This is a genomic window from Nocardia puris (genome assembly GCF_036051655.1).
Lineage (GTDB): Bacteria > Actinomycetota > Actinomycetes > Mycobacteriales > Mycobacteriaceae > Nocardia > Nocardia puris.
This window is the reverse complement of sequence record NZ_CP107943.1, coordinates 3985638-4009745: the sequence shown is the minus strand read 5'-3', so window position 1 is coordinate 4009745 and position 24108 is coordinate 3985638. Positions and strand designations below refer to the sequence as shown.

28 protein-coding genes and 2 pseudogenes are annotated in these 24108 nt (G+C 66.7%); 20 read left to right on the top strand and 10 right to left on the bottom strand.

The window, feature by feature from the left end; all coding sequences use genetic code 11:
• Nucleotides 1-3: 3 nt before the first annotated feature.
• The 7 genes and pseudogenes from OHB21_RS18410 to OHB21_RS18380 all read left to right on the top strand — a co-directional run.
• Nucleotides 4-651, top strand: coding sequence for an aspartyl/asparaginyl beta-hydroxylase domain-containing protein (locus tag OHB21_RS18410; RefSeq protein WP_328439785.1), 648 nt, complete (start codon nt 4-6; stop codon nt 649-651).
• Nucleotides 648-3107: a PEP/pyruvate-binding domain-containing protein gene (locus tag OHB21_RS18405; protein WP_328439783.1), complete on the top strand. Its 2460-nt coding sequence runs from the start codon at nt 648-650 to the stop codon at nt 3105-3107. The genes OHB21_RS18410 and OHB21_RS18405 overlap by 4 nt, the downstream gene beginning before the upstream one ends.
• Complete coding sequence (locus OHB21_RS18400) at nt 3104-3679, top strand: ATP-binding protein (protein ID WP_328439781.1); 576 nt, start codon at nt 3104-3106, stop codon at nt 3677-3679. The genes OHB21_RS18405 and OHB21_RS18400 overlap by 4 nt, the downstream gene beginning before the upstream one ends.
• Nucleotides 3673-4215 (top strand): dCTP deaminase, encoded by a 543-nt coding sequence (locus OHB21_RS18395; RefSeq protein WP_328439779.1) that lies wholly within the window; start codon nt 3673-3675, stop codon nt 4213-4215. The genes OHB21_RS18400 and OHB21_RS18395 overlap by 7 nt, the downstream gene beginning before the upstream one ends.
• A 70-nt stretch (nt 4216-4285) precedes the next feature.
• The gene (locus OHB21_RS18390; RefSeq protein ID WP_328439777.1) at nt 4286-5149 is read left to right on the top strand and encodes a glycosyltransferase family 2 protein; all 864 of its coding nucleotides are present in this window, start codon (nt 4286-4288) and stop codon (nt 5147-5149) included.
• A gap of 43 nt (nt 5150-5192) precedes the next feature.
• A complete protein-coding gene (locus tag OHB21_RS18385; RefSeq protein WP_328439775.1) occupies nt 5193-6368 on the top strand; it encodes a hypothetical protein in 1176 nt (391 codons plus the stop codon).
• 349 nt (nt 6369-6717) lie between these two features.
• A pseudogene (locus tag OHB21_RS18380) lies at nt 6718-7065 on the top strand (transposase family protein); the annotation flags it as partial.
• Nucleotides 7066-7082: 17 nt separating this feature from the next.
• On the opposite strand, the gene OHB21_RS18375 reads toward OHB21_RS18380, so the two are convergent.
• Nucleotides 7083-7565 carry an RICIN domain-containing protein gene (locus OHB21_RS18375; protein WP_328439773.1) on the bottom strand — a complete coding sequence of 161 codons (483 nt, stop codon included), beginning with the start codon at nt 7563-7565 and terminating at the stop codon, nt 7083-7085.
• Nucleotides 7566-7653: 88 nt separating this feature from the next.
• Between OHB21_RS18375 and OHB21_RS18370 the strand changes: the two genes are divergently transcribed.
• The 4 genes from OHB21_RS18370 (at nt 7654) to OHB21_RS18355 (ending at nt 9838) form a co-directional block, all read left to right on the top strand.
• Entirely contained in the window at nt 7654-7827 is a 174-nt protein-coding gene (locus OHB21_RS18370; RefSeq protein ID WP_328439771.1) for a hypothetical protein, read from the top strand.
• A gap of 18 nt (nt 7828-7845) precedes the next feature.
• Nucleotides 7846-8394, top strand: a complete 549-nt coding sequence (locus tag OHB21_RS18365) for an HNH endonuclease signature motif containing protein (RefSeq protein WP_328439769.1) — start codon at nt 7846-7848, stop codon at nt 8392-8394.
• 36 nt (nt 8395-8430) lie between these two features.
• Nucleotides 8431-8604 carry a hypothetical protein gene (locus OHB21_RS18360; protein WP_328439767.1) on the top strand — a complete coding sequence of 58 codons (174 nt, stop codon included), beginning with the start codon at nt 8431-8433 and terminating at the stop codon, nt 8602-8604.
• 475 nt (nt 8605-9079) lie between these two features.
• Nucleotides 9080-9838 carry an SDR family NAD(P)-dependent oxidoreductase gene (locus OHB21_RS18355; protein WP_328439765.1) on the top strand — a complete coding sequence of 253 codons (759 nt, stop codon included), beginning with the start codon at nt 9080-9082 and terminating at the stop codon, nt 9836-9838.
• Nucleotides 9839-9874: 36 nt separating this feature from the next.
• Here the strand turns inward: OHB21_RS18355 and OHB21_RS18350 are convergent, their stop codons facing one another.
• Nucleotides 9875-10774 carry an AraC family transcriptional regulator gene (locus OHB21_RS18350; RefSeq protein WP_328439763.1) on the bottom strand — a complete coding sequence of 300 codons (900 nt, stop codon included), beginning with the start codon at nt 10772-10774 and terminating at the stop codon, nt 9875-9877.
• Nucleotides 10775-10954: 180 nt separating this feature from the next.
• Here OHB21_RS18350 and OHB21_RS18345 point away from each other — a divergent pair, with 180 nt between their 5' ends.
• Together OHB21_RS18345 and OHB21_RS18340 are read left to right on the top strand one after the other, a co-directional pair.
• Nucleotides 10955-11272: a putative quinol monooxygenase gene (locus OHB21_RS18345; RefSeq protein WP_328439761.1), complete on the top strand. Its 318-nt coding sequence runs from the start codon at nt 10955-10957 to the stop codon at nt 11270-11272.
• A gap of 31 nt (nt 11273-11303) precedes the next feature.
• Nucleotides 11304-12254: an alpha/beta hydrolase gene (locus tag OHB21_RS18340; RefSeq protein WP_328439759.1), complete on the top strand. Its 951-nt coding sequence runs from the start codon at nt 11304-11306 to the stop codon at nt 12252-12254.
• Between the two features lie 203 nt (nt 12255-12457).
• Here the strand turns inward: OHB21_RS18340 and OHB21_RS18335 are convergent, their stop codons facing one another.
• The 5 genes and pseudogenes from OHB21_RS18335 to OHB21_RS18315 form a co-directional block, all read right to left on the bottom strand.
• Nucleotides 12458-12913 (bottom strand): DUF3085 domain-containing protein, encoded by a 456-nt coding sequence (locus OHB21_RS18335; RefSeq protein ID WP_328439757.1) that lies wholly within the window; start codon nt 12911-12913, stop codon nt 12458-12460.
• A 373-nt stretch (nt 12914-13286) separates the two neighbouring features.
• Complete coding sequence (locus OHB21_RS18330) at nt 13287-13550, bottom strand: hypothetical protein (protein WP_328439755.1); 264 nt, start codon at nt 13548-13550, stop codon at nt 13287-13289.
• A 247-nt stretch (nt 13551-13797) separates the two neighbouring features.
• Nucleotides 13798-14022: a hypothetical protein gene (locus OHB21_RS18325; protein WP_328439753.1), complete on the bottom strand. Its 225-nt coding sequence runs from the start codon at nt 14020-14022 to the stop codon at nt 13798-13800.
• Between the two features lie 365 nt (nt 14023-14387).
• Nucleotides 14388-15818: pseudogene (locus tag OHB21_RS18320) on the bottom strand (IS1380 family transposase).
• A 118-nt stretch (nt 15819-15936) separates the two neighbouring features.
• On the bottom strand, nt 15937-16818 hold the full coding sequence (locus OHB21_RS18315; RefSeq protein ID WP_328439751.1) for an SDR family NAD(P)-dependent oxidoreductase: 882 nt from the start codon (nt 16816-16818) through the stop codon (nt 15937-15939).
• Nucleotides 16819-16885: 67 nt separating this feature from the next.
• Here OHB21_RS18315 and OHB21_RS18310 point away from each other — a divergent pair, with 67 nt between their 5' ends.
• Both OHB21_RS18310 and OHB21_RS37525 read left to right on the top strand, forming a co-directional pair.
• Nucleotides 16886-17497, top strand: coding sequence for a TetR/AcrR family transcriptional regulator (locus OHB21_RS18310; protein ID WP_328439749.1), 612 nt, complete (start codon nt 16886-16888; stop codon nt 17495-17497).
• Between the two features lie 309 nt (nt 17498-17806).
• Entirely contained in the window at nt 17807-18223 is a 417-nt protein-coding gene (locus OHB21_RS37525) for a hypothetical protein (RefSeq protein ID WP_407675270.1), read from the top strand.
• Here the strand turns inward: OHB21_RS37525 and OHB21_RS18300 are convergent.
• Nucleotides 18144-18818, bottom strand: a complete 675-nt coding sequence (locus OHB21_RS18300) for an ArsR/SmtB family transcription factor (RefSeq protein WP_328439747.1) — start codon at nt 18816-18818, stop codon at nt 18144-18146. The genes OHB21_RS37525 and OHB21_RS18300 overlap by 80 nt on opposite strands.
• 125 nt (nt 18819-18943) lie before the next feature.
• On the opposite strand from OHB21_RS18300, the gene OHB21_RS18295 reads away from it, so the two are divergent.
• The 3 genes from OHB21_RS18295 (at nt 18944) to OHB21_RS18285 (ending at nt 21827) form a co-directional block, all read left to right on the top strand.
• Nucleotides 18944-19291 (top strand): DsrE/DsrF/TusD sulfur relay family protein, encoded by a 348-nt coding sequence (locus OHB21_RS18295; protein ID WP_328439746.1) that lies wholly within the window; start codon nt 18944-18946, stop codon nt 19289-19291.
• A gap of 33 nt (nt 19292-19324) precedes the next feature.
• Nucleotides 19325-20500 carry an NAD(P)/FAD-dependent oxidoreductase gene (locus tag OHB21_RS18290; protein WP_328439744.1) on the top strand — a complete coding sequence of 392 codons (1176 nt, stop codon included), beginning with the start codon at nt 19325-19327 and terminating at the stop codon, nt 20498-20500.
• A gap of 67 nt (nt 20501-20567) precedes the next feature.
• Nucleotides 20568-21827: an MFS transporter gene (locus OHB21_RS18285; protein WP_328439742.1), complete on the top strand. Its 1260-nt coding sequence runs from the start codon at nt 20568-20570 to the stop codon at nt 21825-21827.
• A 39-nt stretch (nt 21828-21866) separates the two neighbouring features.
• On the opposite strand, the gene OHB21_RS18280 is transcribed toward OHB21_RS18285, so the two are convergent.
• Both OHB21_RS18280 and OHB21_RS18275 read right to left on the bottom strand, forming a co-directional pair.
• Complete coding sequence (locus OHB21_RS18280; RefSeq protein WP_328439740.1) at nt 21867-22292, bottom strand: spore germination protein GerW family protein; 426 nt, start codon at nt 22290-22292, stop codon at nt 21867-21869.
• Nucleotides 22289-22723 carry a class I SAM-dependent methyltransferase gene (locus tag OHB21_RS18275; protein ID WP_328439738.1) on the bottom strand — a complete coding sequence of 145 codons (435 nt, stop codon included), beginning with the start codon at nt 22721-22723 and terminating at the stop codon, nt 22289-22291. Before OHB21_RS18275 ends, OHB21_RS18280 begins: the two co-directional genes overlap by 4 nt.
• A 252-nt stretch (nt 22724-22975) precedes the next feature.
• Here OHB21_RS18275 and OHB21_RS18270 point away from each other — a divergent pair, with 252 nt between their 5' ends.
• Together OHB21_RS18270 and OHB21_RS18265 are read left to right on the top strand one after the other, a co-directional pair.
• Nucleotides 22976-23506 carry an NADPH-dependent FMN reductase gene (locus OHB21_RS18270; RefSeq protein WP_328439736.1) on the top strand — a complete coding sequence of 177 codons (531 nt, stop codon included), beginning with the start codon at nt 22976-22978 and terminating at the stop codon, nt 23504-23506.
• Nucleotides 23507-23528: 22 nt separating this feature from the next.
• Complete coding sequence (locus tag OHB21_RS18265; RefSeq protein ID WP_328439734.1) at nt 23529-24044, top strand: flavin reductase family protein; 516 nt, start codon at nt 23529-23531, stop codon at nt 24042-24044.
• The last annotated feature ends 64 nt before the right edge of the window (nt 24045-24108 follow it).

Below are 24108 nucleotides of genomic sequence, written 5' to 3'. Positions count from 1 at the left end.
CTCGTGAATCAGTTGCCCACCAAAACTATTGGGATCAGTGAGAGCCGAGCCGAGGAGTTCTATCGTGGTCCGGCCGATGCCGTGTTCGATGTGAACCTGCTGCGGCAGGCCTGCGAGCAGGTGATGGAACGGGTGCGGCCGCTGGTCACCGACCGCGCTGGCGATCGGGTGACCTGCGTGTCGCTGACGCATCGTCCCGGCGCGGTAGATCGGCCGGGCGATGGCTTGGAATCTCAGTTCGCCCCTGATGGCACCATTCGGCATCTGGAAAGCGAATTCTCGTGCTTCAACGACGAATTCGCCGATACCTACTTCGCGACAGTGTGGCGCTCGGTGAGGGCGTTGTTCCCGGTGGGCCGGATGCGGCTGATGATCATGCGGCCCCAGCAGATCTACCGGGTGCACGCGGATGCGACCAAGCGCGCGCACCTGGCCATCCACACCGACCCGGACGCGTTCCTGGTCGGCCCGGACGGGCAGGGGCATCACATCCCGGCGGACGGGCAGCTGCGGGTATTCGACACACGGCTGCGCCACACAGCGTTCAATGCCGGCTCGACCGACCGCGTGCATCTGGTGATGTCTGTGGCCGACACCGAGCGACGCCATCACAGCATCCTGCTGCCACACGCGGCGGGTGACCTGTCGTGACGATCCTGACCGGGGACGAGATCCATCGCCAGTGGCAGCGCGGAGCGATCCGGATCGACCCGTTCGACGCTGCGCGCTTGAACCCCAACAGCTACAACTTCACCCTCGGATCGACTCTGCGCGTGTACAGCTTTGCGGAATTGGACGCCCGACTCGACAACCCGACCACCGAGTTCACGATCGGTGAGGACGGCTTCGTGCTCGAGGCGGGGCGGCTGTATCTGGCGGGAACGGCGGAAGTGCTGGGCGGCACTAAGTTCGCGCCCACATTCGCGGCACGGTCGAGCATCGCGCGGCTGGGCCTGTCGATCCACCTGTCCTCGGGACTCGGTGATATCGGCTACGAGGGCCGCTGGACGTTGCAACTGCTGCCCACCGCGCCGGTGCGGGTGTATCCGGGCATGGAGATCGGGCAGATGATGTGGTGGGTCCCCTCGGGAGACATCGTCTGCTACGACGGAAAATACCAGGGCGCTCAGGGGCCGCGAGCCAGCGAGAGCTGGCGCACCCTCGACAGCGACCTTGCCCGCTTCCGGTTTCCCGGCTTGGATGGGCCCCGCCTGGATCCGGATCGGGTGGGCGCGAAAGCCGCGACGCTCGCGCGGCTCGCATCGGTGGTGCCGGTGCCGGAGTTGATCGTCGTACCGGCAACGGAATTCGCCTCGGCGCTGCCATCGGGAGTGGTCGAGCAGATCGGTGCGGTGTTCTCCGATCTACAGGCCACGGTCGGAGCCAACATCGTCGACGACGTGACCCGCCTCGCCGGGCTTGTCGGTGAGGTAGCGCTCCCGCCCCGGGCCTCGGAGCTGTTGGCGCGGCGGCTGCGCGAGGTGTTCGATCCCGGTAGCCGCTTCGCGGTGCGGTCCTCGGCGGCCGGAGAGGATTCGGCGGCGACCTCGCACGCGGGTGTGTACTACAGTGCGCTGGACGTGGACGCCGCCGGTGTGGCGGCCGCGGTCGCTGCGGTCTGGCGCTCGTTCTATTCGCTGGCCGCGGTCACCGCCCGGCTGCGCGGCGGGGATCTCGACCCGGCGCCACGCATGGCGGTCATCGTGCAGGCCATGATCGAACCCGACATCGCGGGCATCGCCATGACCGGCCTGGACCCCGCCGACCCGGACCGGACGCACATCGAAGCCGTGCGGGGCCGCGCCGATGCACTCGCCACAGGCACACAGACCCCCGACGAGGACCTGGTATCCGACCGTGACGCTGCGCGAATCGGTCAGCTCGTCGACGCCGCGCGCACGCACCTCGCGCAGGCGGCGGTCGATATCGAATGGGTGCGCGCCAGCGAGGAAGCGCTGTATCTGGTGCAGGCGCGCCCGAACACCGCCCGCCACACCAGCGCCCGCGATCGCCCCGCAGTCGTGCGGCTCTACGACGACGCGATCCCGTCCGATATCCCGCTCGGGCCGATCGGCCCAGCCGTGGCGCACTTCATCTCGAAGCGCCGGATTGCCGCCCAGCTCGCCACCGAACTGGAACTGGCCCGGGGTGCCGCGTTCGTGGTGTACGTCCCGGCCGATCCAGGGCCCGGCTGGTACGGCGACCTGGCGGCTGCTCTGGATCCCGCGCTCGAGGGTGCCCGCGTGATCGTCGACGCCAGCGAATTCGAGCGGCAGACCATCCTCGACTACGTGCACCTGCGCGGACATCTGGAACGGCTGCTGGCCGCCACGCCCGCGGAAGAACCGCTGACGGTGCTGGTCCGCCAATTCCTCACCGGGCGCCGGGGGGTGATCACCCGACGCACAAGCAACAAGTTCTACGCCGAGACCTCGACCGACGGACTGCTGGCCATGAACCGGGGCACCGCCACCTGCACCGAGATCCGGTTCACCGCCGCCACGCCCGCGCCCGCCGCGACAGTGTTCGGCGGGACCGCCAACGTTCGCCACGTCGCCCTGTTCAGCACTCGCCTGGAACAACAGCTGGGCCCGGTCGCGGTGGAATGGGTGGTCGACGTCCACGGCACCGTCTACTACATCGACCACACCGTGCTCGGCGCCGGCGAGCACGACGCGTTCGCGGTTCCGGCCTCCGCCGACTCGATCATGCTCGCCCGGGGGCGCTGTGTCGGGCGTGTCCTACGTATGACCGACGACGATGTGCTGCAACGATTGTCGATCGCCCCGGCGGTCAGCGTCAGCGGCGGCGTCGATGTCAGCGGTCACCGCGCCATCGCCGACGTCGTCGCCCGCGCCCGCGAGATCCACGCCCGCGGTGAACAGGTGATCGTTTCCGCCCACCACCCCTTCGCCATCCTCGCCGCCCTGCTCGGCCACGTCGACGCCTTCCTGTTCGACGCGGGCTCGCGGCTGTGCCACCTCGCAATCATCCTGCGCGAGAACAATGTTCCCGGCGCCGTACACCACGCGCCAGACGGCGTGCTGGTGATGATCGATGACGGCGCGGTCTACACACTTACCCCATCAGGAGGCCAGCAGCCATGACCACCGCACACGAGCACACAACGCCACCGACCCGAGTGTGCGTGCTGGGCCACTCCGGCGCGGGCAAATCCACCACCGCCGCCTTCGTCCGCTCCGCTGCCACGCGACGGCGGCTCTCGTGCGAAGTGGTGAAGGTCGCCGCGCCGCTGTACGACCTGCAGGACGCCTTCTATACCCGCCTCGGCCGACGGCTGCCCGACGGGCAGCAGGATCAGCAACTGCTCGAAGCGATCGCCCGCCTGATCCGCCACCGGCACCCCCGGTTCCTGGTCGAGGACTTCCTCGCGCGCGCCGCCGCCACACCCGCGCAGGTGCTGGTCAACGACGACGTGCGCTCCTACGACATCGACTACCCCGAACTGCGGCGGCGCGGCTGGACCGCCGTGCGGATCTCGGCACCGGACGAACTGCGCGGCAAGCGCCTGGCCGCCCAAGGCTACGTAAGCCTGTCCGATGCCAGCACCGCCGGCGTCGAAACCGTCGAGGTGGACTACGAGATCCGCAACGACGGCACCCTCACCGAGCTGGAATCAAAGGTATCCGCACTGGTGAACGAGGTGTTGCCGTGCTGACCGGGCCCGCCATCCGCGCCGCGGTGCGCCGCGGCGACATCGTGATCGCCCCGTTCGACCCGACCGGACTGTGCGCCAACAGCTACGCCTTCCACCTCGGTGAGGAACTGCTGCGATACCGTCCGCCCGAAGGCGGCATCCTCGACCCCCACACCGATATCGCGACCCTGTCGTGCCCGATCCAGGAGACCGGGTACGTGCTGCGGCCGAACACGCTGTATCTGGCAGCGACCCAGGAGATCATGGGCGGCACCTGCCACGCCGCGACCCTGCACGCCTGCCGATCGGTCTCGGCACTCGGGCTGCGGATCCAACTGTCGGCGCCGCTGGGGCACTGCGGCGCGGTCATCCCCTGGACACTCGAGCTGCGCGCGGCGATGCCGGTGCGCGTGTACCCCGGCATGACGATCGGCAAGATCGCGTTCTGGCCGATGCACGGCCACGCACGCCAGTACACCGGCCGCTACACCGGTTCCGGCGGGGTGGTGCGCTCCCTGCTGGCCGCCGGGTGCTCCACGCCGGACCGCAGGCAGTGATACCGTCCGCCGGACCCGCACCGACACCCCATCCCGTCAACCACGTGCCCCAGCGAGAGGAACCACAACGATGAGCAGCATCGATGTCATCATCCTCACCTACAACAGCGCCCGCCTGCTGTCCGACGCCGTCGCCTCGGTGCGCGCGCAGACCATCGCAGACCAGGTGAGGATCACCGTCATCGACAACGCATCCACCGACGACACCCTCACCGTCGCCCGCGATCTCGGTGTCGAACCCATCGCCAACCCCACCAACATCGGGTTCGCCGCCGCCATCAACCAAGCCGCCGCCACCGGCCACGGCGACTATGTAGCGATCCTCAATCCCGATGCGGCACTCGGTGATCCGAAATGCTTGGAAGCCCTGCGCGCCACCCTCGACGACGAACAGGTCGGCGTTGTCGGCACCCGCATGGTCACCAACGGCACCCCGTATCCGAACGGACGCAGGTTTCCCTCGACCACCACTGCGGCCCGTCACGCCGTCATGGGCATCCTCAGGCCGAACAACGCCGCAACCCAGGACTACTTCGGCGACGCATCCGACCACCCGGACTCCGATCAGATCGTGGATTGGGTGTCAGGATGCTGCCTGATGATGCGCCGCCCACTCTGGGAAGCGATGGGAGGCTTCGACGAGCGCTACTGGATGTACCTCGAGGACTGCGATCTGTGCTGGCGGCTGCGGCAAAGCGGCTACCGCACGGTCCTGTCCGGACCTGCCTGGGTCATCCACCACGGCGGCCAGTCCAGCCGCACCCGCAAAACCAAATCGCTGTGGCACCACCACCGCAGCGCCGCCATCTTCTACGCCACCACCCGCACCGGCTGGAAACGCGCACTCCTGCCCGCCGCCACTGCATTGCTCGCCGCCCGCCTCGGCGTGCTGATCGCACTGAACACCGCGCGCCGAATCACCCACCGCGCCTGAACGAACTCACCTGAACAACAACATATTCGGGGGTATTACTGCCATGCCTGAAAACCCTCCATGCTGGCTGATCCTGGGATCGTGGCGCAGCCGCTACCCCGACCCCACCCGCACCAGCGCAGACCGCGGCGTACACCGCCTCGTCGACGTCCACGCCGTCGGCGGCCACGCCACCCGCGTCCTGCGATGGGACCAACTGCGCGACAGTCGAACCGTGTACCACATCACCGACAGCGGCCGCATTGTCGCGGCCGACGAATCCGTGACCTACACCCACCTCACACTCTCGATCCACGGCAGCCGGCCGGTGCCCGACACGATGCCGCTGGCCCTGCTGGCACCCGCCAACAACGGCACGTGGCAGGTGTATCTGCCGATCCGCCTCGGCGCCGACGACGCCCTGTTCCACCACGTCGACACCCTCGACGCGAAAACCCGCCACCAGCGCCCACCACCACAGGCCCTCACCCACACACTCCAGCGACTGCCCGCGTACTCGAAACATGTGGGCAGCCACGAATGCTGGTACTTCACCCACGATCCCGACATCGAATACGAACACAAGTTCACCCTCGCCCCCGACACCGACATCTACACCCTCGCCCGCGACATCACCACCCAGATCGGCCACGACGAACTGAGCCGCTACCGCGCCGAGTTCCGCAACGACTTCGAGCTATGGCAATTCGGCAACCACATGTTCGACATCACCGGCCCCGACGAGTCCGATCACGGGTACGCCTCCTTCATCCCCCGCCTCAACGGCGGCTACACCATCAAACGCAAGCAGTTCCGCCACGACGGATTCGCCCGCATCGAACACAAACACAACTACCCGTACGCACTCGCCACCACCGACGACATGCACGCCCACCTCGCACGCCAACTCCGCCTTGACGCCTGCTACCTCGGAAGTTTCGACCGCATCCGCTTCGACGCCATGCTCGAAAGCAGCGAAACCGGCCACATCTACTCACTGATGACCGATCGATGCCAGTTCAGGGACCACGACGCGACCCTGCAGCAACTGGAAGTCGAATACATCCGCACCCGAGGCGACACCCGCGACTGCGGCAACGAGATCATCGACGAACTCGACCACCTGAAACAATGGACACAGAAGTTCCTCGCCGACCGCAACATCGCCTTCGAATCGGACTACACCTCGAAATACACATATCTTCGCCGACTGATCGAGGGGCCGCTCCCATACTACTAATCGCGGGGCCGGTCGGGTATCCCGACAACCTCAATTCCGACACATGACTTGCCTAACAAAGGCTAGAACGCCGCACAGAGCGCCGCAGGTTCGCGCAGACTTTGCCCCGGATGTCAATGGCCATTAACAAGTGGCTCTGGCCCGAATTTGATGGTCGATGCGTGTCGATCCCGGCAGGGCCGCAGGGTGATCGCTTATAGACGCAGTTCGTGGTGTTGGATGATGTTGCGAGATCCGTTGTCGGCCTGCTGTTTCCGCATCTGAGTAGCGTCCGGCTAGACGGAGTGTCCGCGACGAGCTCGACGATTCGGTTCGAGGCGGTGGCTGCGCTGCATCGGCGCAGTGCCCGTCATGCGGGTCTCGGTCGAGCAGGGTGCACAGTCGATACGCGCGATGGATCTGCGACTTTGCCGTGGCGGGTCGCGAGGTGGTGATCCGGCTGGTGGTGCGCCGGTTCCGATGCCTCGAATCGGGTTGCCCGCGAAGGATTTTTAGTGAGCAGGTCACCGATGGCGTCGGACGACATCAGCGCCGCTGCCCGCTGCTGGCGGAGTTTTTCACGCGCGTCGGGCCGGTGGTCGGTCAGCTCGTGGAGGTCGGTGTCGACGACTGGGCCTTCCGCCGCGGTCTGCCCGACCCCGACACCGCGGCATCGAATCCCACCTGGTCGAGGCGATCACTCACCTCGACCAGATGAAAGCTGCACCTCTCGCGTCATCGCACGATGAAGCCCTGGACGCCAGGCGCGTCGCAGGGCAGCAGCACGAGTGGCGCAGAGTGGCTGGTGTCGGCGTTGGGGATGCCTAGACACTTCCCGGAGGCAGGGTGGGTGAACACCGCAGCGGCCGAACCCTCCTGCCGCATGGCAAATGTCTGACTGCGCGGCACATTGCACTCCCATTGGATGACATGAGTGCCGTCCGCTGTCGACCTATCTTTGAGGTGCCAGCATTTACCCGCGAAGGTCAGGACCACCACGGTATCCTCACTCGCCTTTTTGATGATGAACCTTTGGCTCCGGTCGTCTGAACAGCCGAATTGCACAATCTGCCGGTGACTCTCGCTACCACCACCATAGACATCCAGACACTTGCCGGAGATCTCTCCACGCAAGGTGACAGGCGTCGGGGAGGCCAGCGCCGTTCCGCCGGTCAACAGGACGATCGCGGCAGCGGAGACCATCACGGTTGCACGCATCAATGTGCCTTCTCTCTCTGGGAAGGAGTAGTTCTACGAGCGGGCTACGCGACCGGTGTGTGTTTCACAGGGTAGATCGTCATTGCCGTTGAGCCATCGTTACGACACGGCCGAAAAGGTACACAGCGGACAAATCCCGCGCGGCTACGAACTGGCCCTCGACGACCACGACCTGCTCGCGACCCTGGACACCGGCACCCGCACCGGCCCGGACCCGACCGTCTACGGCGCCGTACCCAGCAGCACCACCACGTCCGCCTGATCGACCGCGACCCGGCTGTTGACCAGTTCGGTGCCGCCCCACTCCGCCGATGGTGGCTACGTCAAGCGCGCATGCGAGTACTGCGGGCGACCGGTTCGCAGTAAGGCCGGTGCGGACTTCCACGTCCCGTGTCGGCAACGTGAAGCCGAGCGGTTAGCGCGCCGCGAGGAGCGGCAAGTTGCTGGTGAGCCCGCGGTCTGCGTGCAGTGTGGCGGTGAAATCAACTACGATCAGGGGTTCAGCGGGCTGTGCCAGGACTGCCGAGAGCGGCTGCGCTACATCCCCAAGCCGCCGCGGAGCGCTGTTCTCGCCCCCGGCGCCCGGTGCGTGTACTGCGGTGCCACCGCGATGTGTATCGACCATGTTCGACCGATCGCCTACGGCGGCGACAGCTCACCGGAGAACCTCGAACCTTGCTGCGCAGACTGCAATCTCGACAAGAACCGCCAACCCATCGCGCGCTGGTTCGCCGGCCCCGACTCCACTGCGATCGGGCGCCGGGCCATGGCGTTGAGCCTGGCCCGCAGCGCGAAGGTAGCCGCGGAGTGGATGCGGCTGATCGGATAACACTGACCGGCACGTTCTCCCGCCCCGCAGATCTTCGTGGCGGCAGCCTATGCCAGCGCACTGCGCCGGGCTGGCGTGCCAGCGTTGGCGACCCGCTACTCCGGTGTCACCAACGCCTTCATGATGCTCGACGTCATGCGCGGCACGCTCGCCGCGGACGCGGCCATCACGCAGGCAGCACACGCTTTCGGTGCGAACCTTCACTCGTGAACGGAAGCCATTGGCCGAGTTGGTAAGTGAATCCGCTGGTCAACCGAATTGCATTCCGTGGCGGCAACACAGTAATCGGATCTGGAGACAGATCTCGTGGCCGATCATGGAGCGGGAATTCGACGTGCCCGTGAGTTGCTCGGAGAGACTCCAGAGGCGGCGCTGAAGAACCCACCCTCGCTGTGGGTAACCCCCGGGCAATCGTTGATAAGCCGGCCTCGCGAACCGGTTCCGTGCCGGACCCGTGGACCGCACGCGAGATCCCTCGTCCTAGCCGCATCCGTGCTGCCGCGCGCATCAATGTGCCTGACCGTTGGCCGAGGGCTGCTGGATTGCCTGCCATGGCACCAGCGCATCGAGAAGCAATGAGTGAGAGAAATGGGCAAGTCTTCGAGCGATTTCGCCTACGCCCGAAGATGCGAATCACATTGAATATAGACACTTCACAACCTCAACTCGAAAGCGGGCACACCACATGCAGACAGCACTCATCACCGGAGGTAGCGCTGGTATCGGGCAAGCCACCGCTCGCCTGCTGGCCAGCCGGGGCATCGGTGTCATCATCACGTTCCGGTCCCACCCCGAAGAAGCCGAACAGACGGTCACCGCTATCGAGTCCGAGGGTGGTGCGGCGCTCGCGCTGCCACTGGATCTGGCCGCGGTCAGGGGCATCGACGATTTCGTCGTCACGGTGACAGACGCGCTGCGAGCACGGTGGAGCACCGGCACGCTGGACTATCTGGTCAACAACGCCGGCTTCGGCGGCCCGGCGATGTTCGCCGACATCACCGAGGAGACCTTCGACGCCTTGCACAACGTATTGTTCAAGGGCTCATACTTTTTGACCCAGAAGCTGCTGCCGGTCCTCGCTGATGGTGCAGCGATTGTGAACACCGGCAGCACCTCCGCCCTGCCGTCCCGGACGACGCCGGGTTATTCCGCCTACGCGGCGTACAAGAGTGCCATGCACACCGTGACCGCGTTCTGGGCGAAAGAGCTCGCCCCTCGTGGCATCCGGGTGAACGCGGTCGCGCCCGGCACCACGCGCACGAGAATCGCCGACGACGCCTTCACCAGGATGCCCGAATTGGTTCCGGCGATCGCCGAGGCGGTCGCACTGGGCCGCATCGGGGAACCCGACGATGTGGCGAAGGCCATCGCGTTCCTGCTCAGCGACGAGGCGGCCTGGATCACGGGACAGGTGCTCGAGGTGTCCGGCGGCGAGCGCCTCTGAAACCCGCCGAATGCCCGCGGCGGGCGGCGCGGCTCGTCAGGCGGGCAGGTCAGGTGACGATGATGCGAAGGCGCGCTTGGCCTCTCGGCTCGGCGGCTCGCCGAACAACCGGCGGTACTCCCGGCTGAACTGCGACGCGCTGTCGTAGCCGACACGGTGAGCCACGCCGGTGACGTCGCGGGAGTTCGACGCCAACAGCAGTCGCGCATGTTGGAGCCGGATGTTCTTCTGGAACTGGAGCGGACTCTGCGCGGTGACGATCTGGAAATTCCGGTAGAACGCCGAGGAACTCATGCCGGACAGGCGAGCCAGGTCGTCGACCCGGAACGGCTCGTCGTAGTGCTCGCGGATCCAGCGCACCGCGCGCCCGATGTGGTGCAGCCCGCTCTCGGCGAGCCCGAGCTGTTGCACCGCCTCGCCCTGTTCGCCGACGATCAACCGCCACAGGATCTCCCGTGTCACCAGTGGAGCCAGCACCGCGCGATCACCCGGATGGTCCAACAGCCGGACGAGCCGAACCAGGGCATCAAGCAATTCGGCGGTCAGCTTGCCGACCGCAACCGCGGGTACGGTCCTGCGTTGCCTGCGTGGCAACTCGCCCGCGCCCGCCGCCAGCAGCAGATCGGCGATGGTGACCGGGTCGAGAACCAGGGCGAGCCCGAGCGCGGGAGTCTCCCTGCTCGCGCCTACGAACGAGCCGGTGACCGGCAAGTCCAGCGACGTGACGAGGTAATCGCCCGGCCGGTATTCGAACACCTCCTCGCCGACCGCGAGGCGCTTGGCGCCCTGCGCCAGAACCGCCAACACGGTGCCGGACATCTGCGTTTCCGGCGGGCCCGACCGGTGCACCTGCGCGATGTACAGGCCTGCGATGGCGGTCGTCTCATCGGGGCGCACATGTTTGGCCAGCAATGCGCGGAGTTCATCGAAGCTCATGCCTCGATGACACCACGCCATTGCATCAAACCTCCACACGAATGGAGTATCAGGCAAGTAAACGAGTCGATCATTCTACCGATTATGTGCTCTGAACAGCTTGAATAGAAGCATCCACTGTCCCGGCGCCGCAAATCTGACTTCGTCAGCCGGGAGAATCATATGAATGAAGGAGTAGCCGTGCGTATCGGTTATGGATTCAACGCCCTCTTGACCGCCAAGCCCGGAATGGCCGACCGGTTGGTGGAGCTGCTGCTGACCGGTCTCGACGACGGCAACCCCGGCGCCAGCGAGCACTGCGTGGTCTACCTGGTGTGCCGGTCGTCGTCCGACCCCGATCTCATCCACGTCACCGAAGGCTGGACAAGCCGGGAAGACCACCATCGACTCTTCGCCGGCGCGGCGGCCCAGGCCCTGGTCGCCGGAGTCCAGGAACTCGTCGCCGACGCGGCCCCCTACACCGATTACGTCCCCGTCGGCGGCAAAGCCGCCTTCTGAGCCCCGACACCAACACCCGCGAAGGATTCCGATGAAAACCCTGGCCCGTCCCGCCCTCGACCCCGAACTCGGGGCGCTCATCACGGACATGCCGCTCATACCCCGGATCACCTCCGAGATCCTCGGCCAGCTGCGACAGATGCCCTCTACGCCGCTGGAGACTCTACTGGCGGGCCGCCCGGTCGACCGCCGCGAAGTCCTCGTGCCCGCCTCCGACGGTTTCGACATCCCGATGACTGTCCTCACCCCTGCGACCGCCACCGCCGCGGCACCGTGTGTCTACTGGCTGCACGGTGGCGGCATGATCATGGGCGACCGCTTCTCCCAGCTGGACATCCCGCTGGAATGGTTGGACGCGATCGGCGCGATCGTGGTCACGATCGACTACCGTCTCGCACCCGAATACGGCGGCCTCGTCCCCGTGCGGGACTGCTACGCCGGACTCCTGTGGATCGCCGATCATGCCGACGAGCTCGGCATCGACCCGCACCGCATCGTCGTCGCGGGCACCAGCGCAGGCGGCGGCCTCGCCGCCGGGACCACCCTCATGGCCCGCGACCTGGACGGCCCGCCCATCTGCGCGCAGATCCTCAGCTGCCCCATGCTCGACCACCGCAACACGAGCACATCCAGCAGGCAGTACTCGGACGAACCGACGATCTGGACCCACGAGACCAACGCCTTCGCCTGGAACGCCCTGCTCGCCGGCCTCGCCGACGAACACATCCCCGCCTACGTCTCGCCCAGTCGAGCAGAAGACCTCACCGGTCTACCACCGACCTACATCGACGCCGGATCGGCCGAAGTATTCCGCGACGAGGACGTCGAGTTCGCCAGCCGCATCTGGGCTGCGGGCGGTCGAGCCGAACTCCATATCTGGGCGGGCGGATTCCACGGCTTCGACGCACTCTTTCCCCAGGCGGGACTGTCGGCCGCCGCTCGCCGCGTACGCACCGACTGGCTCCGCCGCACCGTGCCGTGATCGACAAGCCCACGCACCCCCGCCACCGATGAGAGATCCGGCCCGCCAGAGAGGGGTTCGAGCCACACCACCCGGCCGGGGTCGACGTCCGCACCGGCCGAGGCTTCCCGGCAGACGCGGGCAGGGTCGGTATCGATGGGCACTCGAGCTGACATGCCGTTTCGGACCATTCCGCAGCGGCGGATTGAGCCGGAAGAGTGGGGTCAGAGACTGTCGGTCGCTGCGGAGCTGAAGCTGATGGTGAAACTGCCGTGGTGGGCGGTGAGGATGAGTATTCCGTGGTGGGCGGCGTGGTGGCGGATCAGCTCGATCAACGTCACGCCGTCGAACGATTCGGTGAGGTCGATGTATTCGACGAAGTCGTCCCCGCCGACCGCGGCGCCGGAAAAGTTGAAGTGGCTGCGGTTGTCGTAGCCGACCGCGTACACCACCTTCGACGATCCGTCGGGTCGAGTCGGGTCGGCGAGCAGACGAGGCCGACCGTTGGACAGCAGATAGGTGCCCTCGTCTTTGGCCCATACCAGTGCCGGAGGCACCGGGTGGGGTTTGTCGGTGTCCCACTCGGGCCAGGAATGCTCACCAGCGGACATCGCGTGCTCGGCAATGGGCAAGACCTGCCGCAGCGGGAACCACAACTCGAACGAACTCGATCGACGCATGATGCGATACCTTTCGTTTGAACGGCACTGGGGCGTTGGCGGCTTCGAACACCGCGCGGTGTGCCGTAGCTGTTCCGGTGAGACCGGTGAGCGGGTGAAGGATCTCGGTGACGGCGCGTTAGCCCGGGACATCCGCCAGGCCTGTGCTGAGGGCCCGGTGAATCGAGGCCCCACACCCTGGAGGGACCTGAACGCGCGGTGCCGGTCGCGCCGCGCGAGGACGCCGTGAAAGTGGGAGATCGGCTCGGCGCTGTGGAACGCCGACCGCGTCGCGGTGGGCGGACTCACCGCGCTGAAGTAGATGCGCTGCGACAGGGTCGGCGTGACGAGAGGTGTGGCCAGGGCTGGCCCGGCGCTGGTCGCCGTTCAGCTCCTAGGCGTCGCTGGCGCCTTCCAGTTCGATGATCACGCGATCCTCGGTGATGTCGACGATGGTCACCGTGGTGTAGGTGTCGGTAATTCCGCCGTGCACGGTGGTTGCCTCGGTGGCGCGCACAGTACTGGTCACCCACCCGAACAGCGCCTTGATCTCCACTACCGCGGTATCGCCCTCGACCGCGACCAGGCGCACCGGCTTGCCGTACGCCGTCGCCGACGGGTCTTCCACGCGCCGGTCGAAGACCACCGTGCAGACCATCGGAACGCCGTTGTCACACGAGGCTTGTCCACCTGGACCGTTCTCCGTCGGGGTGGTGTACCACAAGCCGAAGAGCACGCCACACGGGCAACCACACAACATCACGACGATGAGCACATGTGGACCGAATTCGCGGAAGAAGTCGCGTCCCCACCCCATGTATCCGATCGTCGCACAGATTCTGTTCTCGAGAGCTCGATCCTGCTGTCGCTCTGTGTATCCCGCGTGCGGCCTGGGTTGCCCAGTGTTAGTGCTCGCAGTCGTTGTGCACGGGCGGGCTGTAGGTGGTGGCACCGCACACGAGGCAGGTGTGGGCGCGGTGGTGCCCGCCGACGCGGCGGCACGGCATGGCCGCGACGATCGCGCGTCCGGCGCCGAGGCGGTGCCCGTTCGGGCAGAACCGCGGCGAGGGCTCCGTCCAGATCCCGAGCCGCAGGTAGGGTCGCGCCGACTCACACACCGATGGGAACATGTGTTCGATTATAGTATCGATCCTGGAGGTAGGAGACTTAGTCCGGATCGGCACGAACGGTGTCAGCCAGTTCAAGATCCTCAACATCGATGGCACCACCGCCCGGATCGAACCGACCCTGGACGCCCCCCGGCGCGTACCCGTTCTCGATGCGGCTGGTCGATCTGACCCCCTGGACCGAGTGAGCACGATGAACGACGGCGGAGACGAGCCGAGCGGGCCCGCGCGGACCGAGGGCACCTTTCCTCGGCCGTTGTACCCGCAGGGGCGCGGCCACTTCGCACGGACCGTGGTGGAGTCGCCGAAGCCGGTGTGGGCGCGGCTGGACGCCATCGTGGTCCGCGATCCCGGCATGCCCCGCCACGTCAACGGCGCCGGACTGGATATGACCGGAGAACGCCCGGGCCTGCTCTCCCACTGGGTCCCGACCTATGCCGGGGACTGGCTGGGTTATGGCCACGGCGGTAATGGCGTGACAGACGAAGATGAACGCGGCGGGCGTGGTGGGCGATCCGTGCGGGAATCGAGAATAGTTGCAGGCGGAGTGTTTTCGGTTCCAGGCGCCGCGCCCGGTGGTGGTGCAGGCCGAGCGTCTGCAGCCAGGCGGTCAGATCGAGCGCGAGGGCGACGATCGCGACCTATATCCGGTTCGCGTCGAAGGATGTGAACGGCAGGTTGCGCAGTCCGGTGTCTTTCGCGGCGCGGATGCGGTCCTCGCAGCGGGCGCGGCGTCGATGCCGTAGCTCCAGATCGGGCAGTTGGCCGCGGCGGGTGTTGGTGACGAATGCCGTCAACCGGAGGCCGTCGACGTCGGTGAATCGCAGCTGAGCACCGGGATGTGGTCGCTCTTTGCGCACGATCAGCCGCATATCGTCGGGCCAGCCGACCAGCTCCGCCATGCCGGTGAGCTCGGCGACCCAGGCACCTTCACGGACTTGCTCGTCGGCGTCGTAGGCGCGAGTCCACACGTGTTCGGGGAGCGCGTCGACCGCCGTGACTATGGCGTCGGTGAGGGTGAACCCGAGCGAATACTGGAGTCTGCGAGCAGTGCAGTAGTCGACGAAATCATGGGTTCCGCCGCCGGAGTCGGTGCGCACCAGAACTTTCCGACCGACCCGATAGCCCGGCTGCCACGGCAGTTGCGCCAGCGCGGCAGCGAGGACCCGCTTGTGGTCGGCGGCGGTGTTGGCGCCGGCGTTGCCCGGGCGCAGCAGCTCGGCCAGGGGTTCGCCGGTGCCGTCGCGGCCGTGGTCAGCGAAAGCCAGCAGCGGATGGAACCCGAAACCTCGCTTGAATGTCGGTGTGGCGCATTCCTTCTCCGAGTGCGCGTCGAGCAGGGTGGCATCCAGATCGATCGTCAACGGGTCCTGCGCGGTGATCGCGTGGTCGGGTGCCTGGTCACCGGCGGCCTGCCAAACCGCCGCTCGCGCGGTGGCGCGAGCAGACGCGATGGCGGACACCACCTTCGGTGCATCACCGGCCAGTGTCGAGATCAGGCGAGACACCGTGGGGTCTGATGCCACGGAACCGAACACTCCCGGCTCGCCGCGCAGCATCGCCAGATCGGCGGCACAATCGCCGCCGACCGCGACCGACACGGCCAGGTCCAGCACGATCTTGCCTGGATCATGAGTTGCGAACCGCTTGCGCCACGGCGCAAGGACCTGCGACAACGCCCGATCCAACCCCACCCTCGCCGCCGTGCGCGGCAACGCGACCGCCCCGGCCTGCGAAACCACGCCCGACCCGACCCCGTCAACTTTCAGCGACGGGTACCACCCCGTAGACTCCCTCACCAGAAAGGTGCTCCTCGATACTGCTGATTCAACCTTCGACAAGTCGAATCCTTGCAGTTCAGAGCACCTTTCGCCATTCGAGAACCGCTATCTGTTCATCCGGCATGATTGGCCGAGGTTAGTCGCCCAGGAAGCGCTGGGTGGCGTCGTAAACGTCGCGTTGGTAGGCACGATCGCGAGAGCAGGCCGAGGACAGCTTCGCGCGTCCGGTGTCCACGCCGCGGACCGCACGGATGTAGCTGCCGCTCGGGTGGGCGGGGCGGGTGGCCGTCGCGACCACCGTGCGCGCCGGCCGCTCCGGTGTGGTCATCAAGGGTGCGCCGAGGAGGCCGATCAGGCGCAGCGGACCGCCCGCGCTGCGCTGGAAGCCGGTGCGCACGGCCCCCGGGTCCACCGCGTATACCTCGATACGGTCGCGCCACCGTTCGGCCAGCGCGTAGGTGTAGGCGAGGTTGGCGAGTTTGCTCGACGCGTACGCGTGCATCTGCGTCCACTCCCCCGGAAGTGCCCAGTCCTGGATCGGGCGGGCCCGCGCTTCCAGGTACGAGGTCATCATGATCACCCGCGCTGGTGAATTCCTCTGTTCCCCGATCGGTTTCAGGAGCGATTCGAGGCCGCGGGTAAGTCCGGCGGCCGCCAGGTGGTTGACGGCGACGGTCCGTTCGACGCCGTCTGCGGTGAGGCCGCGCCGATCGAACGCGGCGCCCGCGTTGTTGACCAGGACGCCGAGACCGTCCGGTGCGGCGCGGTGCACCTGATCGACCAGTCGCCGCACCCCCGACTGTGTGTCGAGGTCGGCATCGACGGGGATCAGACCGCCGGGCACGTCGCCCATGCGCGCTGCCGCGTCGCACGCACGCTCCGCGCTGCGCCCGTGCACCAGTACGGTCCAGCCGAGCCGCGCCAGCGCGCGACCGACCGAGAATCCGATACCGCTCGTCGCTCCCGTCACCAGCGCGGTCGAAGCCGACGGGACCGCCAATGAATTCGTTGTGTCCATTGTTCTCATTCTCGGAGCGCAGAATGGAATAGCAACACCAAAATCGAGTCCGGAGAAGCCGATGCCCATGTCCACCGATACCCTGACCGCCAAGGGACTACGTAGCCGCGCCAAGATCGTCGACGCCGCCGCGCGCCTGATGCTCGCGAACGGTGCGCACGGCACCACGATGGAGGCGATCCAGCATGAGGCGGGCGTCAGCGCCTCGCAGCTCTATCACTACTTCGACAACAAACGGGATCTGCTGGCGGCGGTCATTCAATCCAGCACAGAGGTCGTGGTCGCCAACAAGTGGCTGCTCGATATGCGCTCGCTACACGATCTGCGCGCATGGCGGGATGCGGTGGTCGCCGCGGCGCGCGCGACCGGCTGTCGCACGGGGTGTCCGCTGGCCTCGTTCGCCGAGGACATCCCCGACACCGATCCGGAACTCCTCGAACTGGTGGCCGCCGGATTACGCCGCCTCACCGCCGCCGTGGCCGAGGGCCTCACCGCCATGCGCGATGCGGGAGAACTGCGCCAGGACACCGACATCAACCGCCTGGCGCTCGTCGTCGTCACCGCCTACGAGGGCGGCATGCTCGTCTCCCGCGCCCAGCGCGAACCCGCACCGCTGGAAGCAGCGCTCGACGCAGCCGTCGCCTGTGTCGAGACACAGGCCGCTCGCACGGATCTGTGACGTCGAACGGATCGCGGCCCCAATGACAGCCCACACCGACCCACGACCACCTACTTCGCCACACGACCTACGTGTGAATTTGCGCGGCTACGGCTTCGTTGGAATGTTGCCGTGTTCCAGATAGAGCGGAATATGGCCTGCCAGTTGAGCTTTCGTTGTTCCCGTCAGTCGGCGAGCCAGTACTCCAGCAGGGTTCGCGCATTCACCGCGCCGAATCACGGGGCTGCTGTAGGGAGAGGTGACATCGTCGTCCCCCTCCCCGTACGCGGGCATTCGAGGAGTGCGTAACCGACATGTCACCCCGGACAGGTGCGCTACTTCCTCGCGGCGCAATCCGTCGACGCGGCGGCGCCGGTCGGTCGGGATGCCGACTTCCGCCGGATCGACCCGGGAACGCCGGGTAGGCAGGAAGCCGCGAGCCGACTCATAGACGCCGATGTTCTGGCCTACGTCTCCCCCGTCCACTCGGAGAACATCAACTTCTTCGGCGCGATCGAGGTCGACATCGACGCCGAACTCGCCGCGCTCGGCCCCACCGGCTACCGGCCGCTGCGCGTCCGCGACACCCTGTTCCGACCAGCGCGCCAGCAGACAATCCGCGTGCGAAACCGCCGAGACAGAACAGGATCGGGCGAGAGCGCCGCGGTCAACTCGCGCGGTCTTGGGACTGTTCGACCGGTAGACCGGCAAGGCGCCACTCGAGCATTCCTTCGTCGAGGCGCTTGACATCGCGGCCGACGGCTCTTGCGATACGGACCGCGTCGGGGGCCATGACGCAGAACGTTCCGCGGCAGTAGGCGACGATGTCGTGGTCGGCGGGCAGTTCGGCGAGCCGGTCGGCCAGTTCGGCGAGCGGGACACTGATCGCGCCGGATATGTGTCCGGCGAGGTATTCGTCGTGGGGGCGCACATCGATGAGGGTGATCTGTCCGGCATCGCGGCGGCGGATGAGTTCGTCGCGGGTGATGGCATCCTCGGGGGCGCCGAGCACGGCGGCCGCCGCGACGGCGACGTCGGCCAGATGCGCTTCGGCCACGGTCTGCACCAGCGCGAACAAGCGAGCGACATCGGTTCCGGCGAGCCGGTAGTACTGGCGGGTGCGCTCGCGGCGTGCCTCCACGAGACCGCCGGCCTTGAGCGATTGCAGGTTCGCCGACGCGGTGGTCAGGTTCATGCCGGTCGCGGAGGCGATTGCCTCGACGGTGCGCTCACCCTGGGCCAGCAGGTCGAGGATCTGCAACCTGCGCCCGTTGCCCAGCGCCTTGCCGACGCGGGCGATCTCGTCGAACAGGGCCGCTTTACGGCCGGTCGGCTCACTCACGCTTGCTTCTCCAATACTCTTTGGAATAGTTTATTCCATAGTTCCTTGGAACAACATCAGACGCGGTGATTGTATTCACCGCCCGCCTGCTCGCCCGAATTGGCGCACCCGACCAGGGAGAACGCGTGAACTACCTCTTCGTCCTGCACGACCCGCCCTACGGCACCGAACGCACCTACAACGGCATCCGCTGGGCCCGGCAGATGCTCGACGCCGGGCACGCGGTGCGGGTGTTCAACTTCGCCGACGCCGTCATCTCCGTCACCGCCGGGCAGAAGGTGCCCAATGGCTTCTACAACCTGGCCAAGATGACCACCGCGCTCACCAAGAACGGCGGACAGATCGGCAACTGCGGCGCGTGTATGGACGCGCGCGGTATGAGTTCCGACCAGCTCATCGACGGCGCGCATCGCTCCTCGATGGCGGAGCTGGCCGAATGGACCGCCTGGGCAGACCAGGTCATCAACGTTTGAAACCCCTCGAGTAGCAGAGGAAACGAGAAACTCATGAGCAAAACCGTCGCTGTGCTCGGCGCGGGCGTGGGCGGGTTGACCGCCGCCGCAGAACTGCGCAAAGTCCTTCCCGCCGACGACCGGATCGTCCTGATCGACCGGTCCTTCATCGGCAGCCTCGGGTTGTCGATGCTGTGGGTGCTGCGTGGCTGGCGCACCCCCGAGCAGATCACCGTGCGCCCGACCCCGGCCGCTCTACCCGGTGTCGACCTGCTCACCGGCGAGGTCGAAGGCATCGACCTGCGAGCCCGGACCATCGACTGCGGGCAGGCCGGAACCCTCGGCTACGACGCCCTGGTAATCGCCCTGGGCGCGAGCCTGGACGCAGCCCGCTTGCCCGGCCTGCCCCAGGCGCTCGACGCCGGGGTGGCGGGCCAGTTCTACACCGTCGACGGAGCCGCCGCGCTGCACCGCCAGGTCGAAGAACTCGCGTCGGGTCGGGTGCTGGTGCTGGTGGCAGCGGTCCCGTTCAAGTGCCCGGCTGCGCCGTTCGAGGCGGCATTCCTGATCGCCGACCAGCTCGGGGAGAAGTTCACCAGCGGCGCGGTGCGCGTCGATGCGTTCACTCCGGACCCGCTGCCGATGCCGGTCGCCGGCCCTGCGGTCGGTAACGCGCTAGTAGGCATGATGGGCAGCCACGGCATCGGATTCCACGGCGGCAAGGCCGCTACCGGCATCGACGCACAGGCCCGGACAGTCGAATTCGCCGACGGTACCCGCGAAACCTTCGATCTGCTCGCGGTCGTGCCGCCGCATACGCCGGGCGCGGCCGTCGCTTCGACCGGGCTCGGCCCGGGCGGCTGGATTCCCGTCGATCCCGCGACCCTGGCCACCACCGCCCCGGGGGTGTTCGCCGTCGGGGACAGCACCGCGCTGCTGCTGCCGGGCGGTAAACCGCTGCCCAAGGCGGCGATCTTCGCCGAAGCCGAAGGTGAGGTGGCCGCGCACCAGGCGGCCCGCTATCTCGGCTACGACGCCCCCGATACCCGTTTCACCGGCGAGGGCGCCTGCTATGTGGAACTCGGCGGCGGCCTCGCGGCCAAGGGCGAAGGGAACTTCCTGGCCCTTCCTGCCCCGCAGGTGAGCTTGGGTGAACCGTCGCCCGCCTACCACCAGGAGAAGGAGCAGCAGGAGAGAGACTGGTTGGCCCGCTGGAACATTCGCTCATAGTCCGCCACCTGGATGTGCCCGCGAGGGGCGCGCGCCCGGGATCCTCGCTGCCAGGAAGAACACTTTCGTGACCCATAGCGCCACCAGCACCGCCGACTCCTCTTTCCCCGATATCGCCCACGCTCAGCGCCGCGTCCTGACCGTGCTGGTGTCCGCGCAGATCCTCAGCGGCGCGGGACTGGCCGCCGGGATTACCGTCGGCGCGCTGCTGGCCCAGGACATGCTCGGCTCAACCAGCCTGGCCGGATTGCCCAGCGCGCTGTTCACCGCGGGTTCCGCGCTCGCCGCCGTCGCCGTGGGCCGGCTGTCGCAGTCTCGGGGCCGTCGCCCCGGGCTGGCCACTGGATATCTCATGGGCGCTCTCGGGAGCCTCGGCGTCATCGCCGCCGCCCTCGCCGACAACCCGATCCTGCTGTTCATCGCGTTGTTCGTCTACGGCGCGGGCACCGCCACCAACCTGCAAGCCCGTTATGCCGGGGCCGATCTGGCCACCGCCTCCCATCGCGGCCGTGCAGTGTCCACCGTCCTGGTGGCCACCACCGTCGGTGGCGTCGTCGGCCCCAACCTCGCCGCCCCCACCGGTAGCCTCGCTCGCGTCCTGGGCATCCCCTACCTAGCCGGGCCGTTCCTGCTCGCCGCGGCAGCCTACGCCCTGGCCGCACTGGTGCTGGCGGTATGGCTGCGCCCGGACCCCCTGCTGCTGGCGCGCGAGCTGGGCTCGACCGACCCCGGCGCAGTCTCGGCCACGACCGAGCCCCTGGAGGCGGAGGGTTCCAGCAGGGGCATCGCCGTCGGCGGGTTCGTGATGGCGCTGACACAGCTGGTCATGGTGGCGATCATGACCATGACACCGGTCCACATGCTCCACCACGGGCACGGCACCGCCGCCGCCGGGCTGGTGATCGCAATCCACGTCGGCGCCATGTATCTGCCCTCACCGCTGACCGGCTGGCTCGTCGACCGCTACGGCCGCCTGCCCGTCGCCGCAACCTCCGGTGTGACGCTGCTGGCCGCCGGAGTACTCGCGGGCCTCGCGCCCGGTGACTCGATTGCCGGGCTCGCGCTGGCGCTGGCGCTACTCGGGCTGGGGTGGAATCTCGGTCTCGTCGCGGGCACCGCCATCATCACCGACACCGTGCCCCTGGCCACGCGAGCCAAAACCCAAGGGGCGGTGGATGTCTCCATCGCCATCGCCGGCGCCACCGGAGGCATGGGCTCCGGGCTCATGGTCGCCGCCACCAGCTACCCGACACTGGCGCTCGCCGGTGGTGTGCTCGCCTTGGCAGTCGTCCCGGCCGCCGCGCTCACCGCACGACGAAACCACTGACCACACCACGGATGCCCACCCGACCGGCGGCATTCTGGGTCAGTGGCGCCGTGCGCGATACAGACGCATTCCCGCACGCAGCAGCCGCGGCGCGGTGAGTCCGGTCGCGATGGCTGCCAGAGGCACCACCACGTCGGTCCAGGAATCGCGGATCGGCCGATAGCGTGCCACGCCGTCACGGATCTCGATGAATCCCAGCGGTCGCACGTCCATACCGCCGCCGCCTCCACCGCCCTCACCAACCCTGTCCGCCGTCGATTCACGACCCAGACCGCCGCCGAATCCGAATCCCGCCCGAGCCACCGGCACGACCGTGACCCCGCGCTCGGCGATAGGGTCACCGAAAACCGTTGCCGTGCAAGCTCGCACACCCAGCTTGTCGGCCAATCGCTCCAGCAGTTGCGCCGAGGTCTCGACCGCGCCGCCGGTTCCGAGCCTGCTGTCGAACGCTTCCGATCCGCTCACGATCGCCGCCCCTCGGAGACGACCGCCGTGCCGAGGACGTGCTCGGCGGCCGGGAACGGAAACGCGGTGTCGGGGAAGCGGAATCGGTCGATCTCGGCGAGGGTGAATCCCGCAGCATCGAGGGCTCCCAGGGTGTCGCGGCCGCTGTGACAACCACCGTTGAGCACCGGCCATACCGTGGCATCCACCACGCGCTGCACGCGCCGCAGCCGTGCCGACTCCGCCCGGACATGTTCGAAGAATCGCAGAATCCCGCCCGGTTTCAGCACACGCGCGATCTCTGTCAGCGCCGCGCCCTGGTCCGGCACCGAGCACAACACCAACGACACCACCGCCGCGTCGAACGAATTATCCGGTGCCGGAATGTGTTCGGCCGAACCGTCCACGACCTCCACTGTCTGCTGGATGTGGGGCCGACCGTAGCGGGGCACTTGCGAATCTCACACCATGCGATCGAACGGTGTGAGTCCAAATTCACCAAGCCGTTCACAGGAAAATACATCGCGAAATCGGGTGGAAACAGGGCTAGGGCATAGTGCTAGCAGCGACGTAAGCCGTTGCGGGCCCACCGGGCCACAAAATCTCGGTGGGGTGAGGAGGAGTCTGCCCGACCCCACCTGGCCGCCGGTTACGGCTGCACGACTCCTCGATTGCCTAAGACATTCGAAGAGAAGTGAGGTGTCATGCAGCTCAAGGTAGTCATTGTCGTAGGAAACCCGAAGCCGCGTTCAAGAACACGCAAAGTCGCCGAGCTCCTAGTTTCTGAGCTTCTCGCACCAGGGTCCTACGACCTTTCGGTGATCGATCTTATCGATTATGCCGATGAGATCTTCGCGTGGCCGTCGGAGAAACTATCGAGGCTTAACGCACAAGTCGGTTCAGCGGATCTCGTCGTCTTCGCGACACCAACCTACAAGGCGACCTACACGGGGCTGCTGAAAGCCTTTATCGACAGATACCCGGCCAACGCGCTGGCGGGCGTGGTCGCTATTCCGCTTCACACGGGAGCAGACCTCGGCCATTCGATGGCCTCGACCCATACTCTTGCGCCGTTGCTCGCCGAACTCGGCGCCATCGTACCCGGGCGCGGGTTCTATATCGCGCTCAACGAATTCGACCATCTTGAGGAGTTGGTTTCCGCAATGGCTCGGGAGTACCGCACAAATTTGGCACGTCTGGCCCACCTTCTGTCACCCAGCCCCGTGTCCAGTTGAGCATGAGAACTCAGGAGATGCCATGACTCATTCCACAGCTCCGATATTCGATAAACAACGTCTGCGGGAAGCCTTGGGCCACTACGCGTCCGGAGTCACCGTGGTGACCGGTCGAGACCACGAAGGCCCCGTCGGGTTCACATGTCAGTCGTTCTACAGCGTCTCGCTCGACCCGCCGCTCGTCTCATTCAGCGTCATGAAATCCTCAACCTCCTACCCTCGCATCCGCAGCTCGGGAACATTCGCGGTCAACGTCTTGTCCGACGAGCAAAGTCATGTCTCCTCGCAGTTCGCCATCACCGGGGCCGATAAGTGGGCCGGCGTCACATGGACCGAGAGCAGGAAGAACAACCCTGTCATCAGCCGAACCCTGATGTGGATCGACTGCCGGACATGGGCGGAGTACGACGCTGGAGATCACTGGATCGTCGTTGGGCAGGTCGACGAGATCAGCTCCCCTGACTGGCACGAAGGCAAGCCGCTGTTGTACTTCCGTGGCCAGTACCGCCACCTGCGGGAACCGGACGAGCAGTCATGAACGCGTCAACGCCGCGGCGTGAGCCACAAAGACCAAAACCCCACAGCCACTATCCCAAGGAAGA

What these genes read in the sequence shown, in the direction of transcription:
- OHB21_RS18400 (WP_328439781.1), top strand. Translation starts at nt 3,104, where the DNA reads ATGACCACCGCACACGAGCACACAACGCCACCGACCCGAGTGTGCGTG.
- OHB21_RS18390 (WP_328439777.1), top strand. Translation starts at nt 4,286, where the DNA reads ATGAGCAGCATCGATGTCATCATCCTCACCTACAACAGCGCCCGCCTG.
- OHB21_RS18385 (WP_328439775.1), top strand. Translation starts at nt 5,193, where the DNA reads ATGCCTGAAAACCCTCCATGCTGGCTGATCCTGGGATCGTGGCGCAGC.
- OHB21_RS18375 (WP_328439773.1), bottom strand. Translation starts at nt 7,565, where the DNA reads ATGCGTGCAACCGTGATGGTCTCCGCTGCCGCGATCGTCCTGTTGACC.
- OHB21_RS18355 (WP_328439765.1), top strand. Translation starts at nt 9,080, where the DNA reads ATGCAGACAGCACTCATCACCGGAGGTAGCGCTGGTATCGGGCAAGCC.
- OHB21_RS18350 (WP_328439763.1), bottom strand. Translation starts at nt 10,774, where the DNA reads ATGAGCTTCGATGAACTCCGCGCATTGCTGGCCAAACATGTGCGCCCC.
- OHB21_RS18340 (WP_328439759.1), top strand. Translation starts at nt 11,304, where the DNA reads ATGAAAACCCTGGCCCGTCCCGCCCTCGACCCCGAACTCGGGGCGCTC.
- OHB21_RS18335 (WP_328439757.1), bottom strand. Translation starts at nt 12,913, where the DNA reads ATGCGTCGATCGAGTTCGTTCGAGTTGTGGTTCCCGCTGCGGCAGGTC.
- OHB21_RS18330 (WP_328439755.1), bottom strand. Translation starts at nt 13,550, where the DNA reads ATGGTCTGCACGGTGGTCTTCGACCGGCGCGTGGAAGACCCGTCGGCG.
- OHB21_RS18325 (WP_328439753.1), bottom strand. Translation starts at nt 14,022, where the DNA reads ATGTTCCCATCGGTGTGTGAGTCGGCGCGACCCTACCTGCGGCTCGGG.
- OHB21_RS18315 (WP_328439751.1), bottom strand. Translation starts at nt 16,818, where the DNA reads ATGGACACAACGAATTCATTGGCGGTCCCGTCGGCTTCGACCGCGCTG.
- OHB21_RS18310 (WP_328439749.1), top strand. Translation starts at nt 16,886, where the DNA reads ATGTCCACCGATACCCTGACCGCCAAGGGACTACGTAGCCGCGCCAAG.
- OHB21_RS18290 (WP_328439744.1), top strand. Translation starts at nt 19,325, where the DNA reads ATGAGCAAAACCGTCGCTGTGCTCGGCGCGGGCGTGGGCGGGTTGACC.
- OHB21_RS18270 (WP_328439736.1), top strand. Translation starts at nt 22,976, where the DNA reads ATGCAGCTCAAGGTAGTCATTGTCGTAGGAAACCCGAAGCCGCGTTCA.
- OHB21_RS18265 (WP_328439734.1), top strand. Translation starts at nt 23,529, where the DNA reads ATGACTCATTCCACAGCTCCGATATTCGATAAACAACGTCTGCGGGAA.